Origin of the sequence: Streptomyces sp. N50 (assembly GCF_033335955.1) — a bacterium.
In the GTDB taxonomy this organism is placed as follows: Bacteria; Actinomycetota; Actinomycetes; order Streptomycetales; family Streptomycetaceae; genus Streptomyces.
The window spans coordinates 26,233-43,708 of record NZ_CP137549.1 but is presented as its reverse complement, the minus strand read 5'-3'; the positions used below and the strand labels follow the sequence as shown (position 1 = coordinate 43,708).

The 17,476-nt window shown below is 71.6% G+C and carries 16 protein-coding genes; 9 read left to right on the top strand and 7 right to left on the bottom strand.

Annotation, left to right across the window (positions count from 1 at the left end; translation table 11 throughout):
- The first annotated feature begins 44 nt into the window (after window positions 1-44).
- Window positions 45-491: a MarR family winged helix-turn-helix transcriptional regulator gene (locus R2B38_RS00210; protein WP_318014322.1), complete on the top strand. Its 447-nt coding sequence runs from the start codon at window positions 45-47 to the stop codon at window positions 489-491.
- Between the two features lie 79 nt (window positions 492-570).
- On the opposite strand, the gene R2B38_RS00205 is transcribed toward R2B38_RS00210, so the two are convergent.
- A complete protein-coding gene (locus tag R2B38_RS00205; RefSeq protein WP_318014321.1) occupies window positions 571-1,326 on the bottom strand; it encodes a hypothetical protein in 756 nt (251 codons plus the stop codon).
- A 245-nt stretch (window positions 1,327-1,571) separates the two neighbouring features.
- Here R2B38_RS00205 and R2B38_RS00200 point away from each other — a divergent pair, with 245 nt between their 5' ends.
- A complete protein-coding gene (locus R2B38_RS00200) occupies window positions 1,572-2,588 on the top strand; it encodes a LysR family transcriptional regulator (protein ID WP_318014320.1) in 1,017 nt (338 codons plus the stop codon).
- Between the two features lie 46 nt (window positions 2,589-2,634).
- Here R2B38_RS00200 and R2B38_RS00195 read toward each other — a convergent pair whose 3' ends face one another.
- Together R2B38_RS00195 and R2B38_RS00190 are read right to left on the bottom strand one after the other, a co-directional pair.
- Entirely contained in the window at window positions 2,635-3,819 is a 1,185-nt protein-coding gene (locus R2B38_RS00195; RefSeq protein WP_318014319.1) for a serine hydrolase domain-containing protein, read from the bottom strand.
- A 280-nt stretch (window positions 3,820-4,099) separates the two neighbouring features.
- Entirely contained in the window at window positions 4,100-4,606 is a 507-nt protein-coding gene (locus R2B38_RS00190) for a hypothetical protein (protein WP_318014318.1), read from the bottom strand.
- A 123-nt stretch (window positions 4,607-4,729) separates the two neighbouring features.
- Between R2B38_RS00190 and R2B38_RS00185 the strand changes: the two genes are divergently transcribed.
- Entirely contained in the window at window positions 4,730-5,041 is a 312-nt protein-coding gene (locus tag R2B38_RS00185; RefSeq protein ID WP_318014317.1) for a hypothetical protein, read from the top strand.
- A 137-nt stretch (window positions 5,042-5,178) separates the two neighbouring features.
- On the opposite strand, the gene R2B38_RS00180 is transcribed toward R2B38_RS00185, so the two are convergent.
- The 3 genes from R2B38_RS00180 to R2B38_RS00170 form a co-directional block, all read right to left on the bottom strand.
- On the bottom strand, window positions 5,179-5,592 hold the full coding sequence (locus R2B38_RS00180; RefSeq protein ID WP_318014316.1) for a VOC family protein: 414 nt from the start codon (window positions 5,590-5,592) through the stop codon (window positions 5,179-5,181).
- Window positions 5,589-6,173 carry a dihydrofolate reductase family protein gene (locus R2B38_RS00175; RefSeq protein WP_318014315.1) on the bottom strand — a complete coding sequence of 195 codons (585 nt, stop codon included), beginning with the start codon at window positions 6,171-6,173 and terminating at the stop codon, window positions 5,589-5,591. Before R2B38_RS00175 ends, R2B38_RS00180 begins: the two co-directional genes overlap by 4 nt.
- 224 nt (window positions 6,174-6,397) lie before the next feature.
- Window positions 6,398-9,145: a helix-turn-helix transcriptional regulator gene (locus R2B38_RS00170; RefSeq protein WP_318014314.1), complete on the bottom strand. Its 2,748-nt coding sequence runs from the start codon at window positions 9,143-9,145 to the stop codon at window positions 6,398-6,400.
- 67 nt (window positions 9,146-9,212) lie between these two features.
- Between R2B38_RS00170 and R2B38_RS00165 the strand changes: the two genes are divergently transcribed.
- The 6 genes from R2B38_RS00165 (at window position 9,213) to R2B38_RS00140 (ending at window position 16,040) form a co-directional block, all read left to right on the top strand.
- On the top strand, window positions 9,213-10,436 hold the full coding sequence (locus R2B38_RS00165; RefSeq protein ID WP_318014313.1) for a GNAT family N-acetyltransferase: 1,224 nt from the start codon (window positions 9,213-9,215) through the stop codon (window positions 10,434-10,436).
- 55 nt (window positions 10,437-10,491) lie between these two features.
- On the top strand, window positions 10,492-11,481 hold the full coding sequence (locus R2B38_RS00160; protein ID WP_318014312.1) for an aldo/keto reductase: 990 nt from the start codon (window positions 10,492-10,494) through the stop codon (window positions 11,479-11,481).
- 103 nt (window positions 11,482-11,584) lie between these two features.
- Window positions 11,585-12,514: a helix-turn-helix transcriptional regulator gene (locus R2B38_RS00155; RefSeq protein WP_318014311.1), complete on the top strand. Its 930-nt coding sequence runs from the start codon at window positions 11,585-11,587 to the stop codon at window positions 12,512-12,514.
- A gap of 153 nt (window positions 12,515-12,667) precedes the next feature.
- Window positions 12,668-13,645: a hypothetical protein gene (locus tag R2B38_RS00150; RefSeq protein ID WP_318014310.1), complete on the top strand. Its 978-nt coding sequence runs from the start codon at window positions 12,668-12,670 to the stop codon at window positions 13,643-13,645.
- Window positions 13,646-13,668: 23 nt separating this feature from the next.
- Window positions 13,669-14,571 carry an MBL fold metallo-hydrolase gene (locus R2B38_RS00145; protein WP_318014309.1) on the top strand — a complete coding sequence of 301 codons (903 nt, stop codon included), beginning with the start codon at window positions 13,669-13,671 and terminating at the stop codon, window positions 14,569-14,571.
- Entirely contained in the window at window positions 14,568-16,040 is a 1,473-nt protein-coding gene (locus R2B38_RS00140; protein WP_318014308.1) for a carboxylesterase/lipase family protein, read from the top strand. The genes R2B38_RS00145 and R2B38_RS00140 overlap by 4 nt, the downstream gene beginning before the upstream one ends.
- 5 nt (window positions 16,041-16,045) lie before the next feature.
- On the opposite strand, the gene hydA is transcribed toward R2B38_RS00140, so the two are convergent.
- Window positions 16,046-17,476 carry a dihydropyrimidinase gene (gene hydA, locus R2B38_RS00135; RefSeq protein WP_318014307.1) on the bottom strand — a complete coding sequence of 477 codons (1,431 nt, stop codon included), beginning with the start codon at window positions 17,474-17,476 and terminating at the stop codon, window positions 16,046-16,048.

Genomic DNA, 17,476 nt, shown 5'->3' with positions numbered 1-17,476 from the left:
GTCAACTGACAGCAATCGAGGGGCGACGACGGAGGTCCTGGCGCATGGACGAGGAGCAGACCTCGCGGCTGTTCGAACTCGCCGACCGGATCCTGGCGGTGGGCCGCCACATCGGGGCGTCGAAGGAGGGGGAGGTCGAGTCGGGAACACCGTTGCAGGGAGCGGTGATGCGCTATATCGACCGCCACCCGGGCACGACGGCCCGTGAGGCCGCCGAAGCCACCCAGATGATCTCGAGCAACTTCAGCCGGGCGGTGCGCGGCCTGGAGCAGGCGGGCCTGGTGCGGCGCGACACCGATGAGCGCGATGCGCGGCGGGTGCGCCTGTATCCCACCGAGAAGGCGCAGGAGAACCTGCGACGACTGCGTGAGGTCTGGAGCGGCCTTCTCGAGGAGGCCGTGACCGACTCCGACGACATCGACGCCGTGATCTCGACCCTGCGCTCCATCGAGACCCGGCTCGTTGCCCGAACCCGCCCCGGGGTCCGATGAATCCGGCGGTCGCGCCGCCCTTGCCGCAGCCCGGACGCTCCCGGGCAAGCGTCGGCGGGCCCGAAATCGAGGCCTGCGGCTACTGCCCCGGTACCTCGACCTGGGCGCGTATGGCGCGCATGACCGGGGCGACATCGGTGGCCGTGAAGCCGAGCTTGGTGCTGGTGCCGTCGGTTTTCGAGACGAGGGTGATGCCGGCGACCGTGGTCGGGGTGAACCAGGAGCAGGTGGTGACCGCCGTGGTGATCAGGTCGTTGCGGAGCAGGACGGTGTCGCAGATCGCCCGGCCGCCGTGCGGGCCGGGTGTGGCGTCGATGGCGCTGGTGGTGATCCGGTCCCCGGCGCCGTCGTCGCTGACGGCCGGGAGCTGGTCGAGGATGTCGTGCAGATGGTCGGGGTCGTAGCCGCTGCCGTTGAGCCCCACATAGAAGATCCACGCACCGTCTGCCGGATCGTCGTAGTAGGCGTGCACATGTGTGCCGGACACACCCAGACGCGCGGCGTTCTGTTTTGTGTCGGCGTCGAACCGCTGCACCATGTCCGCCGGCGGCTGCCCCTGCCGGTAGCCGGCCGCGACCTGCGGAGCGGTCAGCATCCACGCGGTACCACTGGAAGCGCCGCCGGAGGTCGCGCTCCCCGTGGCGGCCGCGTCGGTGGTGCCGCCACTCCGTGCGGCGACCGGAGAGGCGTGACCGTCGGCCGAGCCGGTGGACGAACCACAGCCCGACACCAGCGGCAGCCCCAGCAGCGTGCCGGCCACGGCCAGGGCGACAACGGACCGGCGCGGCCCCGGAGAGGACGACACTCGAGCGCGCCGGAGTGCGGAACTGACCACGTGCGGCCTCCTTGGGACGGAAGTTGACCGGGCTTCGGGCATGGCTGTGCCGAGGCGGCTGGTGGCCGAAGCCCTCGGGATACCGGCAAGTCTCGCAGCCGCGCGGCCACCCGGTGGCCCCGTCGTACAGTGCTGCTTGCGTCCACCCGACAGGGATACTTGCGGTACGTCGGCACAGCCCGCGCACGATGTCTGATGTCTGATGTCTGATGTCTGATGTCCAACGACCCTGGGAGGCCGCGCGTATGGACCTCGATCCCAGACGCCTGCTGGTCCTCAACGCGATCGCGCAGAGCGGCGGACTCGCCCCGGCGGCACGGGTGTTGGGACACACGCGTTCGGCGGTGTCACAGCAACTGGCCAGCCTGGAAAGGGAAGTGGGCCTGCCGCTGGTCGACCGTTCGGGCCCGAGGCTGGAACTCACGGCGACCGGACGACTGCTCGCCGCCACCGGAGAGCGCATCGGCAGGGAACTCACCGCTGCGGCACGGCAGTTGGACTCCGGGAACCATCAAGTCGCCCAGGGGCCGGTGGCGATCGGGGCGACCTCGTGGGTACTGGCCCGCCTCGCGGTCCGGGCGCTGCGCCTGCTGGCCCTGTCGTACCCCCGGATCGAGCCGAGGTTCGTGGAGACCGGACTGCCCGACGGCCTACGGCAGTTGAGGCTGGGGGAGCTGGACGTCCTGGTCATCATCGACGACCGGGACACCGCCGCGCCCTTGCCGCCGTCGGTGCGGGCGCAAGTGCTGAGCGAGGACGACTACCGTGTGGTCGTCCCGGCCGGCTGGGAGCCGCCGGCGATCCCTGCCGACCTCTCCGGCCGCCCGTGGATCAGCGCCCCCGCGCACTCCGCCCGCGGCCGCGCCTTCGCCCGGTTCGCGAGCGCCCACGGGGTCGTACCGTCGGTGGAGCACCAGGCCGACCACATGATCGCCGTCCAGACCCTGCTGGCCGGACAGCTCGGCGCCGCGGTGCTGCCCGCCTTCTTCGCGGCCCAGTTGGAACAGGTGACCGTGACGGCACTGCCGATCACGGGCAGCCAGATCACCCGGACCCTCTACCGCACCGGGCACACCGGCACGGCAGCGGCCGCGCGGGCGGTGGCGGACGCGTTGCAGCAGGCGGCGCGTGACCACGCCGAGACGGCGACGGTCACCGGTCGGACGAAGGGCGACATCGTCGTCCGGCCCCTTCACGACCCGACCGAATCGCCTCCGCCCTCGGCGCCGCGCCGCGCACCTGGCACTCCGAGAAACCCGTGACGGGTCTACGCGTCAGGACCATGGGGGCACCCGCCGACGCCCCCGCTCAGCGGGTGCCTCCGCCCCCGGCGCACAGCGCATGGTCGATCAATGAACTGGCCGCATTCTCCTGGGCGAGGATGTGGTCCAGCGTGTCGCCGCGCGCCTCGGACATGGAGACCACGGCGCTTCGACCGCCGTCGTCGGTGACGCCGTTGAGGGTGATGTAGCCGCCGTCGCCGCCCTCGTGGCTCCAGTAGGTGCCTCCGCAGGTGAGCGGGCGTTCGGCCAGGCCGAGGCCGTATCGGCCGCCGGGCCACAGCTGTTGGACCTCGGCGCTCACGGGGACGGTCCGCTTCATCTCGGTCAGTTGCCGCGCCGGGAGCAGCCGGCCCGCGAGCAGCGCGCGGAACAGGACGTTCTCGTCCCGCGTCGTCGTGACGAACGACAGGTTCTCGTAGTCCACGGGTACCTGGTCCGTGACGTCCACCAGGGCACCGGGGCCGAAGAGTTGGTAGGCCTGGGCGTGCGGTCGCGGCAGGGTGGGCGAAGTACCGCCCCACCGGGTGTGGTTGAGGCCCAGCGGACGGAGGATACGGTCTTCGATCTCCTGGTGCGCGGGTCGGCCGGTGGCCTTCCGGACGATGCCGCCGAGCAGGACGTAACCGGTGTTGGAGTAGTTCCAGCCCTCGCCCGGCGGGAAGTCCGGCGCGTGGGCCATGGCGCGGGCGGTCAACTGCTCGGGGCTGTGGACGTCGTAGCGCTGCTGGTAGTACTCCGCTGGCGTGGTGTATCCGGGGAGGTCGTCATGGATTCCGCTGGTGTGCTGGAGCAGTTGGCGGATGGTGACGCGGGTGCCGTCGTTGCCGTTGCCCCGCACCACTCCCGGCAGCCAGTGGTCGACCGTGTCGTCCAGGGACAGCCTGCCCTCGGCCTCCAACTGGAGTACCACGGTGGCCACGAGTGTCTTGGACGTGCTGGCCATACGGAAGTACCCGTCGGACCGGACCGGTCGTCCGGTGCTCAGGCCGGCGGTACCGCTGGTGGCCACCGATTGCCGACCGTCCGGCGCGATCACGCGGGCCTGCACACCACTGACCCCGAGGGCATGGATCGCCTCGGTGTCCTGGCGCAACTGCCAGGTGGGGAACGGGCCTTCGGGCTGAGCGACGGCGGCGGTGGTCATCCCGGCGGTGAGCAGCGTGGCGGCACCGATGGCCATGGCGAGGTGCTTCCGCAGAGTCGGAATCATGGCTGCACGCTAGTTTCGGCCGCCGGTGAGGCACGATCCGGCGTACCCGAGGATCGGAACGGGGGACAGCCCCCTCAGCGCCGGTCGTCGGCAGGCAGGCTCAGGGGCCGGTATGTGCCGTGGATCCGTGGGGAGTTGGGGGCGGGTGGACGGTACGGCTCGCATACGGTCATGGACTCACCGATGGTCATTCCTCGGAGGCGGGCCAAGTCGCCACAAGTGCCCGTAGATCTGGAAAGCGGGGGCCGGGCACTGTCTCCTGGGTGGATTCGCCGTTGAGTCAGCACACTTGCTGAGGGGCGCCGTCGCCGGTGTCGAACAGGCAGCACACTCCACCGCTGGCGGCGGCGAGGCCGGCGAACACCTTCCTGATGTTGGCCGACCGCGCGAACAAGCGGCTCATCTCCGACGTCGCGGCCCAGCACTCCACCGACGCGAAGCCAGGGTGCGGAACGGACTCGAACCGGATCGTCGCGTAGACGAACCCGATCTGCACACGCCCGTCCGCCCCGGGATCGGGACCGTTCCTCCGCGCGTACTCACGCAGTGCGTCATCGGCGTCGAACATGAGGGACGTGTCGAGGTCGAGCGTGCCGGTCGTGGAGCAGTCGACCGGCGCGCTCTCGAAGCGGGACGTGAATGGGAGGACGAGCCGCTCACCGCCGGGCAGGAGGACGTCAAGCGGCGGCACGGCACGGGCCGGTGGTGCCAGCTCGGCCAGATTGGCCAACACCCTGGCGACATTCCGAGGACGCAGGTAGATGTCGTAGCCGTAGATCAGCCCCATGTTTCCCCCTGCTCCAGATCGAACCGGACCTTCTCACGTCCCGCCCCTTGAGCGCTGGTCGTTTTTCGGCTCGCACCCTTACCCGCGTACGGCTGTCGGACCCGGCCTCTACAGTGCCGAGCCATGACTGCGAACAACGACGGCAACGACGACAGTGGTGCCGGTGTCTCCCGGCTGGACGGACTGCGCGAGTTACTGGCCACGGGGAAGCCGGTCAAGGTGCGTCGGGCCATGGGGGAGCTCGTCGCGATCCCGGACGACGGAACGGCACTTGCCGTGGCCGCCCGGTTCGCGGAGACCGCCGCGCTCTCCTCGGAGGTGCTGCTGAAGCTGTGGCCGCAGTCATCCGACCCGGACGGTTTCTGCGCCGCCTGCTCGCCCCCGCCCCCGCCCTCGCCCGCGAGAACCGGACTTCGATACGGCTGCGCGGGATGACGTCGCTGACCGGACTGTACGGCCTGCTCGGGGTGGCCCGGGCGGTTCCGGACTGCGCTTGCACTGCCCGGCGGCATAGCCGGCGGCCGGCTGGTCAGCTGCTCTGCGGTACGTCGATCCCCTCGTCGGTGGCCACCTCAGGAGAAGTCCGCCGCGGTGATGCCGTCGGGATGTCCGGACGGCCACTCCACCAGCTCGATCCGGTAGCCGTCCGGGTCGGTGAGCCATGAGGTCTTCGGGCCGTCAGGGCCGCCGGGAAACTGGAGGGGCGACGGTGCCAGACCGGCTTCGGTCAGAGTCTTGACCGTGTCCGTCAGCGTGTCCACCTGGATCGCGAGGTGGTCGAAACCGCTGCCCACGTCGACGCGTCCGCCGGCGGGGCGGTGGACCAGTTCGAGCGAGGCCGCCGGTTCGCCGGGGAACTTGAGGATCACGAGGCGAGCCCCGTCGCCGATGTCGACCTTGCCCAACTCGACGTAACCCAGGGCGGTGTAGAAGGCGAGCGAGCGGTCCAGGTCGGTGACGCGGTAGGAGACGAAGAGCGTCTTCACGCGGCACCCCCGGGTCGGCGCACCTGGTAGCGCAGGTGCGTGACGTCTCGGTCCTCAAGTCGTCGGACGAGGTCGAGTTCGATGTGATCGCCACCCAGCTGGTCGAAGAGTCGTCGGCCGTCCCCGAGGAGGACCGGCACCAGGTGGATCTCCATCTCGTCCAACTGCCCGGCCCGGAGGAGCGCTTGGGCCGCCCCCGCCCCGTGGACCATGACCGGCCGGTCGCCGGCGGCCGCGCGAGCCTGACGGGCGCAGTCCTCGACATCGGTGATGAAACGCGCGTGGCCGGGCGGCACGTCCCCGTCGTCCACCTGGTGGGTGAGGACGAGGATCGGCACACCGTCGTGATGGTCGCCCGGCCGGCGTCCGGCGAGTTCGAAGGTCCGCCGGCCGGAGATCAACGCGCCGGTCGCCAGCGCCTCGCGGTAGACCTGGCCGCTGGGACCGTCGGACTTCCGGTCGTCCAGCCAGTTGAACAGCCGTCCGCCGTCGCGTCCGAGCTCCTGCCCCGGCCGATCGTCCGGACCGGCGACAAAGCCGTCGAGCGACATCGACATGTACAGCCGAATCGGATTGATCATCCTGGTCTGCCTCTCTCCTCCATGCCTCTCTCCTCCATGGCATCGGGACCCGCCGCGTCCTGGTCCGCCGGCGGGGCGGGCATGTCACGAGGAAGACTTCAGGCAACCGGCAAAGTCATCGGTGTGACGCGCCGACGGCGAGGACACGCGGTAGCCGTTGGTCATCGCGACCAGTCCCTTGGTGCCGTCCGCCCGCGCATCGCTCGTATCCGCCCGCCCCTTCGTCACCTGTCGCCGAGGCGGGCTCCAACCAGCCCTGCGCGGAAGGCGATGGCCGCCGCCTCGGTGCGGGTCGTCGCGCTCAGCTTCGTCAGGATGTGGGAGACGTGTACGCCCGCCGTACTCGGCGAGATGTGCAGGCGGGCGGCGATCTGCCGGTTGCTCAGGCCTTCGGCGATCAACTGGAGCACCTCGAGCTCGCGTTCCGTGAGGCCGTCCTGGGTGGGGCGCGGGCGCAGGAGCTGGTTGATCTGGCGGGTGAGCGGTGTGGCGCGCAGGTCTTCGGCCAGTCGGGCGGCTTCCCTGAGGCGGGCCGTCGCGCCGGGGCGGTCGCCCGCGGTCAGCAGGGCGCGCGCGGCGTGGAACAGGCACAGCGCCAGTTCGTACGGCTGCCGCAGCTCACGCCAGGAGTCCACCGCCTGGTCCCAGCCGGCGTCCTCGATCAGCGCCCGGAGCATGGTCCGCCAGGCTCGGTCGAGTGTCCCGTCCACGCCGAACTCGGCGTCGACCGCGGCCAGTTGGGCCTGCCGGGTCGCCACCCGCTGCCGTAGTTCCGTGTCGGCGCGTGCGGACAGCCGCGCCCGCTGCACCAGGGCGCCGGCGACCAGGACCGGACGGGCGTCGCTGCTGTAGATCCGGGGGAGCGCGGGGTCGGTCAGTGCTCGGGCCAGGAGCAGGTCCGCGCGCTCTGGGTCGCCCTGGGCCACGGCGAGCAGGCACAGCAGCTGATGGCGGGAGAAGAGGCTTCCGGCGTCGGGGTGGTCCAGGGCTGCCGCCGCCTCGGCCGCCGTCGTCAAGTCACCGCGCAGCAGCGACAGATGGCCGACCAGGGCGCGCAGACCCCGCCGTGACTGCGGTGGTGTGTCAGCCTGGAGGCTCTCTTCCAGTACGGCGGTTGCCTCGTCCCACCGCCCGGCCAGGATCAGGGCGCTTCCCGCGTAGCGGGCGAGTTCGGCTCCCCGGCTGCGGGCAAGACCGTATCGGCGGGCGAGGCGGATCCCCGCACCGGCGATCTCGATGGTGCGCTGGTGGTCACCCGCTCTGGTGTGGAGCATGGCCTCGTACATGGGCACGGTCATCAACAGGTCGTTGCTGTCGAGCCGTTCGGCGAGCGCGCGGGCCTCGGTCAGCATGCCGAGATCGCTGGTCATGGATCCGACGCCCAGCAGTCCGCGGACGGTGACCAAGGCGTCGCCGGTGGCCCGGCCGATGGCGAGCGCCTCCTCGAACGACGCACGGGCCCGGTCCACATCAGGAAGAACGCCCATCGCCAGTACGCCGAGCAGCCGACCCCGCTGGGAGCTGCCGGGCGGAAGCAGCTCCAGGGCGTGTTCCCAGTCGGAGCTGCCGCTCGTGTCCAGCCGGTGCCGCAGCCTGCCCCGGTGTTCCAGGAGCAGGGCGGCCCGCTCGGGCTCGCGCCGCTCGTCCACCGCCACCAGCCCGGCGGTGGCGTACTCGACGCCGCGAGCGTAGTCGCCGCTGAGCATGCAGGCCTCGGCGGCGTCGGTCAGTACGCCGATCCGGTCGGTGCCCAGCGGGACGTCCGGATCCCACAGGTCGAGGACCATGCCGAGCAGCCGGACCTGCTCGGCGTAGGCGTACGACCCGCGTGCCCGTCCGGCGGCCAGGTGGGCGGCCGACAGCGCCAGGCCGCGATCGCCGGCCGCGTGGGCATGCGCGGCCAGCTCCGCCGGGGCGTCGCCGTCGCGCAGGGCCTCGGCGTAGCGGGCGTGCAGGCGCGCACGTTCGCCGGGCAGCAGGTCGTCGTAGACCGCGTCCCGGATCAAGGCGTGGCGAAAGGCGTAGCCGTCGCCGGCCGTGACCAGCAGGCTGCGGTCGACGAGCTCACGCAGGAGGGTGTCCAGCTCGGCCCCGTCCTGCCCGGCCACCTCGGCCAGCAGGCGGTGGCCGACCCGCCCGCCCGCCACGGAGGCGAGACTCAGCAGCTCGCGAGCCGGGCTCCGCAGCGACCGCGGGCCGTCCAGCAGCAGGTCGCGTACGTCGTCCGGGGTCCGTTCGCCGGCGCGGGCGAGCGCCTCGACGAACAGCGGGTTGCCGTCGCTGCGTCGATGGACGCGGCCCACGGTGACCGGGTCCGGTTCGGTGCCGAGAATCGCGGCCAGCTGACGGCCCACGTCCCGTTCGTCGAGGTGGCCGAGGCGCAGTCGGGTGGTGCCCGGTCGGCGGGCGAGCTCCGACAGCAGAGGTCCAACTTCGGGCGGCCGGTGGGTGATGACCAGAAGTACCCCGGGCCGGGTCAGGTTCCTGGCCAGGAAGCCGAGCAGTTCGCAGGTGGCGGTGTCCGCCCAGTGCAGGTCCTCGATCGCGACGACGAGCGGCTGGCCGACGGCCACCCGTTCGACCAGCGTCAGCACCTCCTCGTACAGCCGGTGCCTGCCGCCCTCCAAGTCGTCGCCCGGCGCGCCGAGTTCGGGGAACCAGCGGGCCAGCCGGGGGTAGGGGCCGGGCGTCACGCCCTCGACCCGGATCAGCGAGCGCAGGACGGTCACGAACGGCGCGTACGGCACGGAGTCACGCCCCAGCTCCGCGCACACGCCCCCGACCACCCGCACCCCCGGGTCCAGCGACCGCGCGAACTCGGCGAGCAGCCGTGACTTGCCGATCCCGGCCTCCCCGGCGATCAGCGCCACGCCCGGACCCTGCTCGACAGCCGTGTCCAGCGCCGCCGTCAGCCTCGCCAACTCCTCGCTCCGGCCGACCAACACCGGACTGACCACGCGCTGCGCCACCACGCCGCCAGCATATAAATAGGGAGATCGCTCGATGCGCCGCAGCTGTTTATCCGGCCACGCTCGACGCATGACGACGACCTACCCGTTGCGCACGATCGCCGCCCACGAGCTCGACGCGTGGGCTCACATGGTCACCACGACCTACGGCCAGGACTGGCAGGAGGGCGGCCTGCGGAACGCAGCCTCCTCACTCGAACCCGACCGCACGATCGCCGCCTACGACGGCCAGGAGATCGTCGGTGGGGCGTCGATCTACGGCCGCGTCATGACGGTTCCCGGTGGGACCGCGCCCGTCGCCGGCATCACGCTGGTCGCGGTCCTGCCCACCCACCGCCGGCGCGGCATCCTCACCGCGCTGATGCGCGAGCAGCTCACCGGCCTGCACGACACGGGCGGCGAACCGGTCGCCGCGCTCAACGCCGCCGAAGCCACGATCTACGGCCGCTTCGGCTACGGCATCGCCAGCCACGTCGCCGAGATCCGGGGCGACAAGAGGTCCATGGCCCTGCGCCCCGGCACGGACCTCGGCGACGGGACGATCCGCCTGCTCGGCCGCGAGGAGGCCCGGCCGCTGCTGGAGAAGGTCTACGAATCCGTGCGCGGCACCGCCGTCGGATGGGTCGACCGCACGGAGAAGTTCTGGGAGGCCCGGCTCGCCGACAGAGAGAGCGCACGCGACGGAGGCACGGCACTGCGCTTCGCCGTCCATCTGGAGCCCGGCGGCGCGGCCACCGGCTACACCGTCTACCGCTCAAGGCCGGGGACGGTGCAGGTCATCGAGGTCGCGGCCACCTCCCGGCCGTCGTACGCCGCCCTGTGGCGCTTCCTCATCGACCTCGACGCGCACGACGGCCTCGTCTACGACGGTGCCGTGGACGAACCGCTGAAGCATCTGCTGACCGACCCGCGCGCGGCCCGCGCCACCGTGACCGACAACCTCTGGGTCCGCCTGGTGGACGTCGACCGGGCGCTGGCAGCCCGCCGGTACGCGACCCCGCTGGATCTGGTCCTGGAGGTCCAGGACACGTTCTGCCCCTGGAACGCCGGACGCCACCGCCTGTCGGCCGACGGCGACTCCGTGACCTGTGAACTCACGCGCGCCCGGGCCGACTTGAGAGTGACCACCACCGAACTGGGCGCGGCCTACCTGGGCGGCACCACCCTGTCGTCGCTGGCGGCGGCGGGCCGCGTCGAGGAACTGCGGCCGGGCGCGGTCACCGCCGCCTCGCTCGCCTTCCGCGGCGAGCGCGCACCGTTCCACCCCTCCGGCTGGGCCTTCCCCGCCTTTTGAACGCTGTCCGGTTGAGGTCACCACGCCACACAGCCCGCACACGAAGGAGCACCACATGGACACCCACCGGCTCGGCCGCACCGACGTCGAGGTCACTCAACTGGGCTTCGGAGGCGGCCCGTTGGGCGGACTGTTCGAACCACTGGACGATGCCACCGCCGCCCAGGCCCTCGACGCCGCCTGGGAATCGGGCATCCGCTACTACGACACCTCGCCGCACTACGGCATCGGCCACTCCGAACGCCGTATCGGAGAGCTGCTGCGCGGCAAGCCCCGGGCCGAGTTCACCCTGTCCACCAAGGTCGGACGGCTGCTCGTACCGCAGGACCCGCAGGGACGGATGGACGAGTCCTTCGCCGTCCCGGCCACCCACCGCAGGGTATGGGACTTCACCCGCGACGGCATCCGCCGCAGCGTCGAGGACTCCCTCGTCCGCCTCGGCCTCGACCGGATCGACGTCCTCTATCTGCACGACGCCGAGCGGCACTTCGAGGAGGCGCTGCGGCACGGCTACCCCGCGCTGGCCGAACTGCGCGCCGAGGGCGTGGTCGGGGCGATCGGCGCGGGCATGTACCACCCCGGCCAACTCACCCGCCTGGTACGGGAGTCCGCCCCCGACGTGGTGATGCTCTCCGGTCGCCACACCCTGCTGGACCACAGCGCCCTGGACGAACTGCTGCCGGCCTGCACCGGGCGCGGGGTGTCGGTGGTCGCCGCCTCCGTCTTCAACTCCGGCCTCCTGGCCACCGATCGGCCGACCGCGGGGGCGCGGTACGACTACGGCGAAGCCGGTCCCGAACTGCTGGCGCGGGCCCACCGGATCGCCGACGTCTGCGAGGCGCACGGCGTGACCGTCCCGCAGGCCGCGATGGCCTTTCCGCTGCTCCACCCCGCCGTCGCCTGCGTCGCGGTCGGCATGCGCACCGAGCAGGAGGTACGGCGCAACATCGCCGCGTTCGCCGCACCCGTCCCACCGGAGCTCTGGACCGACCTGCGGGGCGAGGGGCTGCTGGACGAACGCGCGGTGCTGCCTGCGGCAGGGTGACTCGCCCCCGGGCGCACGCCTTCCCATCTGTCCCGGCGCCGTTCGTAGCCTGCCCTTGTCAGGGGCAGGCTGTGCCGCGTCCCGGTGCCGGATACTCGGGGGCATGAACAAGAAGCCGCGGTTGGGGGAGTTCCTCAGGACACGCCGAGCCCAGTTGCAGCCGGCGGATGTGGGGCTCCCGGATTTCGGGGAGCGCCGTCGGGTGCCCGGTCTGCGCCGCGACGAACTGGCCCAGCTCGCCGGGGTGGGCCTCTCCTACTACACGCGGCTGGAGCAGGGCAGTTCGCTCAACGCGTCCCCCGAGGTCCTGGAGGCGCTGGCCCGTGCCCTCGGCCTCGACGAGGTCGAGCGCGCCCATCTGCACGATCTGGCCAGCGCGCCACGCCGTACGACCGCCCGGCGCAGGTCCGCGCCGGAGCGGGTCGGCGACGCGACACGGCAGTTGGTCGACGCGCTCGGCGAGACACCCGCGCTCGTGCTCGGCCGCCGTAGCGACGTGCTGGCCTGGAACCGCACCGGACACGCCCTGTTCGCCGGGCACTTGGACCCGCGGATCTCCGAACAGCCCGATCTGCGCCCGAACATGGCGCGGCTGGTGTTCCTGGACGCGCACACCCGGGACCTGTTCGTGGACTGGCCGAAGAAGGCCAGGAACGTCGTCGGCAAGCTCCGGCTCGCCGCCGGTAGGCACCCCGACGATCCCCGGCTGGCCTCGCTCATCGGCGAACTGACCATGAAGAGCCCGGAGTTCGCCACGATGTGGGCCGAGCACGGGGTCAGGAAGTGGGCCCTCGCGGAGTACCGCATGCACCACCCGGTCGTCGGCCGCATGGAACTCAACCTGCAGTCCCTGAACGTTCCCCAGGAAGAGGGGCAGCGCGTCGTCGTGGCCACGGCGGGCGCCGACACCGCGTCCGCCGCGGCACTTTCTCTCCTCGCCCGAACCGACACCCCGACTGTGCCGAGCATCGACCCCGCCGAAGTCACCGAAGCTGCGGAACGCAGGCCCACGGCCACCAACAGCCCCCGCTGAAACCGACTTTGAGAGCATTCTGACCCGGCGAGCGGCGACCGGGCCTCTGGCAGGAGTGCCAACTCCCGCCGCATATACCCCCGTTACTGACCTCATCGCACCTACCCCCCTGGCCGCGCCATGTCCGCGTGCGCCGGAACGGACGAGAACACCATGAACAAGAAGCTTTCAGGAGCAGCCCTGACGGTCGCGGCCGTCGTGGTCGGAACCTTCGGGTTCGCCTCAGGGGCGGCCACCGCGAGCCCATCCGTCGGAGCGGCGGCCCAAGTCGCCCATGTCGCCGCGCACTTCGACCTGGCCAAGGGACAGACACCGGAGAACGGCGTGCTGGAACCCGACGGCAGTCTCGACGTGACCTTCTCGGTGGCCCGGCAGGTCGCCCGGGTCGGTACCGACTGCAGGACGCACATCCTGGCCACCATGCCGCTGCCCGCCGACGGCGGCGTCAACACGCCCGTCCTGCACTTCGCGCCCACGATGGGCATCGTCCGGGCCGACGACGGAACCCTCTACTTTCTTTACGCGACCGGCACTTCGGACCTGACGGGAGTGTGGCGGCTGCGTCCGCACGGGACCCCGGAACGCATCGCCGCCCTGCCCGCCGACGGCCTGCCCAACGGCATGGCCCTGGACCGGCGCACCGGCAGGCTCTACATCGCCGACTCCGTACGGGGCACCATCTGGACCGTGCCCGTCACCGGCGGGACCCCGACCGCCTGGCTCAGCGCCCCCGAACTCGCCTACTCCGCCATCGCGGGCGCCAATGGCGTCAAGGTCCACAACGGCGCGCTGTGGGTGTCCAACACGGACGACGGCACCATCCTGCGCGTCCCCCTCCTGCCGAGCGGCCGCCCGGGTCAACTCCAGCTCAGGGCAACCGGGTTGACCACCGTGGACGACTTCACGTTCACCGGCGCCGGGGACGAGATGCTCGCCGCTCTCAACCACACCAACACTGTCGTCCGCATCCGCCCCGACGGGCACCAGACCACTGTCCTGACCGCGGCGGACGGTCTGCAGAACCCCACGGCGATCGAAGTGCGCGGCACCACCGTCTATGTGCTGAACGCCGCCTACGTCACGGCCGAGGACCCCAATGTCCTGGTCGCCGGTCTGCGCGACCTCCGCTGAACACTCCCGGGAAAGGACAGCGTGTGGATTCCTTCAGCCTCGGGGACGTCGAGGTGACGCGTGTGGTGGAGTTCGAGACCCCCACCCGCCCGCCTGCGGCCATGTTCACGGACATCAGCCCCCACGTGTGGGACGACAACCGCTCCTGGCTCGCCCCCGACCACTGGGACCCGGACGCGGGGCTCCTGATGACCCGGATGCAGACGTTCGTCCTGCGCAGCGGGGGCGCCACGATCCTCGTGGACACCGGCGTCGGCAACGACAAATCCCGCCCGGCCACCCCCTCGTTCGACCATCGCGGCACGGACTTCCTGGCCCGGCTGGCCGCCGCCGACGTCCTGCCGGAGGACGTCGACCTGGTGGTCAACACCCATCTGCACGCCGACCACGTCGGCTGGAACACCCGCTTGGTGGACGGGAATTGGGTCCCGACGTTCCCGAACGCCCGCTACCTGATCCCGCGTGCCGATCACGACTTCTGGCACCCGGACAGCACCCGAGTCGCCCGGACCGCCGCAGCCAACGCGAACGTCTTCGACGACAGCGTCGCACCGGTCGTGGAGTCCGGCCAGGCCGTGCTCTGGGAGGACGCCTACGACATCGACGGTGCCCTGCGTCTGGAGTACGCGCCGGGGCACACCCCGGGCTCCTCGGTGCTCACACTGAGGTCGGGCGGTGAACTGGCGGTGTTCGTCGGCGATGTGCTGCACAACCCGGTGCAGTTCATCGAGCCGGACGCCAACAGCTGCTTCTGCGAGGACCCGGTCGCGGCCCGCGCGTCCCGGCGACGTGTGCTGGAACAGGCCGCCGACCAGGGCGCGTTGGTCTTCCCGGCGCATCTGCGGGGCGGTTCCGGGGCCCGGTTGCGGCGGACCGGCACGTCGTACACCGTCCAGTCGTGGGCCCCGTTCGGGGAGCGGGTGTGAGCGGCGCGCCGGTCGTCCGTACGACGTGCGGACCGGTCCGCGGCACCCTCCACTCCGGCGTACGGACCTTCGCGTCGATCCCCTACGCCGCCCCGGTGACCGGTCCCGCCCGGTTCGCGGCGCCCGCCCCGGCCGCACGGTGGGACGGCGTACGGGACGCGACCGTACCCGGCGGAACCGCGCCCGCCCGGGCCCGCTCCGGCTTCGGCGGCCTGGACCTGTCCCCGGTCCTCGGCCCCGGCTGGATCCCGGACCCCGGCTACCTCACCGTGACGGTCACCGCCCCCGCCGACCCCTCCGGCGGGCTGCCGGTGCTGGTCTTCGTGCACGGCGGAGGCCTCATCTCGGGCACGGGACAGGCACCGCTCTACGACGGCTCGTCCTTCGCCCGCGACGGCATCGTCACCGTCACCCTCAACTACCGCCTGGGGATCGCCGGTTGGCTCGACGTTCCCGGCGCACCGGCCAACCGCGGACTGCTCGACGTCGTCGCCGCGCTCCGCTGGGTGGCCGAGAACGCGGCGGCCTTCGGCGGCGACCCGGGCAAGGTGACCGTCGCGGGGCAGTCCGCCGGGGCGATGATCGTCGCCGCACTGCTCGCCAACCCCCAGGCCCGGCGCGAACGACTCTTCAGCCGGGCGATCAGCCAGAGCGGCAGCGGAACGGCGGCGATCAGCGCGGAACAGGCCGCCCTGACCACCCGGGCGGTGGCCGACGCGCTGAGCGTCCGGGCAACTCCCGCAGAACTGGGCGCCGTTGACGACCGGCGGCTGACGGAGGCACTCGGCGCGATCGGCCCGGTCGTCGTCATCCCGGACGGTCCACTCGACACCTCACTCGGCGAGAGCCCGGTGAAATGCGTCATCGACGGCCGGTCCCTGGACCGGCAGCCCGCCGACGCGGTGCACGACGGCCACGGCGCCGACGTGGACCTGCTCATCGGCACCAACCGTGAGGAGGCCAACCTCTACACCGTGCCCTCGGGCACCCCCATGACCGACACCCAGCTCCTCGCCCTCGCCGAACGGCGGCTGACCAACCCCCGGGAACAGCTCACCGCGTACCGGACTCACCAACCGGCCGCCCAGCCGGCCGAGTTGGCGAGCCGGCTCATCACGGACACCTTCGCCCAGGGCAGCCGACTCCTCGCCGACGCCCACGCCCGCCACCGGCGCGCCCGCACCTTCGCCTACGAGTTCGCCTGGCGCTCACCCGCCTTCGGCGGCACGCTCGGCGCCTGCCACTGCGTGGAACTCCCGTTCGTCTTCCACCGCACCGACCTGCCCGCCCTCTACGGCGACACTGCCCTGCTGGGCTCCCACCACCCACCGGCCGACCTGGCGGACCGCACGCACGCGGCGTGGACCTCGTTCATACGGGACGGCGAACCCGGCTGGACCCGGTACGACCTCGCGTCTCGCGCCACCGCCGTCATCGACGAACAGTGGAGCATCACCAGCGCACCATGAGCTTGTCAGCAGACCAGGGACCGGCTCAGTGGGCCCGAGCGCAGGTGGCGGCCCCGGGGGGCGGGATCCGTCAGCCGGCCGTCCATGACGATCGGACGGCCACCCACCACGACGGTCTCCGGCCAGCCGGTGACGGACATGCCCTCGTAAGGCGTGTAGTCCGTGGCCATGTGCAGGCCGGCACTGCGGACGGTTCGGGTGGCCGTGGGGTCCCAGATCGCCAGGTCCGCGTCCGAGCCGGGCGCGATGACTCCCTTGCGGGGGTAGAGGCCGTTGAGCCGGGCCGGGTTGGCGCACATCAACTCGACGAAGCGGCCCACCGGCAGGCCGCCCTTGACCACCAGCTCACTGAAGATCACCGGCATGCGCGTCTCAACTCCCGGCAGGCCGTTGGGCATTGACCGTACGTCGTGGCTCACCGACTCCTTCTGTGCCGTGTCGTAGCAGCAGTGGTCGCTGCCGATCGTCGCCACCTGGCCCATGAGGAGTCGTGAGCGCAGTCCGGCGACCGTGCCGGCGTCCCGCAACGGAGGGCAGCACACGAAGCGTTCGGGGTGCGGGCCCGCGTACGCGGTGTCGTCCAGGACCAGGTGGTGGGCGACCGTCTCCGTGAACGCCCGCACTCCCCGGCCGCGGGCACGGGCCACCAGGTCGACCGCCTCGGGTGTCGACTGGTGAACGAAGTACACCGGCGCCGACACCGACTCCGCGATGGCGAGGATCTCGGCGACCGACGCGTTCTCGGCCAACTCCGGCCGCGTACCCGCGTGATGGGACGCGCTGATCGACCCGGCCGCCTCGCCGCGCTCCTGCGTGTCCGCGATGATGTGGTCGGCCTCGCAGTGGATGACCACCATGCCGCCGAGGTCCCGCAGCGTGGTCATCACGTTGAGGATGGTCTTCTCGTCGGCCATGGTCTCGCCGCGGTACGTGGTGAACATCTTCACCGTGACGATGCCGTCGGAGGCCAGCGACCGCAGCTGCTCCGGCACGGTGTCGTCCCACTCGACCACGCACCCGTGCAGCGCGCTGTCGCACAACCCCTGTGCCGCTTTGGCGCGTTGGACGGCGGCGACGTCGGCCGGGTTCTCGCCGGGGCGCGGGATGGCGAAGTCCACGATCGTGGTCGTACCGCCGAAGACGGCCGCCGTGGTGGCCTGACGGTAGTCGTCGAGGGAGGTGAAGTCCCCCGAGGTGAAGCCGACATGGCAGTGCGGGTCCACGCCGCCGGGCAGCACGAGGCGTCCGGAGGCATCCAACTCGGCCGTGCCAGGGGCCTGTTGGGCGCGGTACGCGCCCGGCTCCACCACCCCGAGCACCTTGCCGCCGCCCACCAGGACGTCCGCGGCGCCCTGCCAGTCGGCGTTGACCACGGTGCCGCCCCGGACGACGAGGTCGACAGGTCGGACGGGTTCGATCGATGAGGGGTTGGGCAT

What these genes read in the sequence shown, in the direction of transcription:
- R2B38_RS00155 (WP_318014311.1), top strand. Translation starts at nt 11,585, where the DNA reads ATGAACAAGAAGCCGCGGTTGGGGGAGTTCCTCAGGACACGCCGAGCC.
- R2B38_RS00165 (WP_318014313.1), top strand. Translation starts at nt 9,213, where the DNA reads ATGACGACGACCTACCCGTTGCGCACGATCGCCGCCCACGAGCTCGAC.
- R2B38_RS00190 (WP_318014318.1), bottom strand. Translation starts at nt 4,606, where the DNA reads ATGGGGCTGATCTACGGCTACGACATCTACCTGCGTCCTCGGAATGTC.
- R2B38_RS00160 (WP_318014312.1), top strand. Translation starts at nt 10,492, where the DNA reads ATGGACACCCACCGGCTCGGCCGCACCGACGTCGAGGTCACTCAACTG.
- R2B38_RS00195 (WP_318014319.1), bottom strand. Translation starts at nt 3,819, where the DNA reads ATGATTCCGACTCTGCGGAAGCACCTCGCCATGGCCATCGGTGCCGCC.
- hydA (WP_318014307.1), bottom strand. Translation starts at nt 17,476, where the DNA reads ATGCCCAACCCCTCATCGATCGAACCCGTCCGACCTGTCGACCTCGTC.
- R2B38_RS00185 (WP_318014317.1), top strand. Translation starts at nt 4,730, where the DNA reads ATGACTGCGAACAACGACGGCAACGACGACAGTGGTGCCGGTGTCTCC.
- R2B38_RS00175 (WP_318014315.1), bottom strand. Translation starts at nt 6,173, where the DNA reads ATGATCAATCCGATTCGGCTGTACATGTCGATGTCGCTCGACGGCTTT.
- R2B38_RS00150 (WP_318014310.1), top strand. Translation starts at nt 12,668, where the DNA reads ATGAACAAGAAGCTTTCAGGAGCAGCCCTGACGGTCGCGGCCGTCGTG.
- R2B38_RS00210 (WP_318014322.1), top strand. Translation starts at nt 45, where the DNA reads ATGGACGAGGAGCAGACCTCGCGGCTGTTCGAACTCGCCGACCGGATC.
- R2B38_RS00200 (WP_318014320.1), top strand. Translation starts at nt 1,572, where the DNA reads ATGGACCTCGATCCCAGACGCCTGCTGGTCCTCAACGCGATCGCGCAG.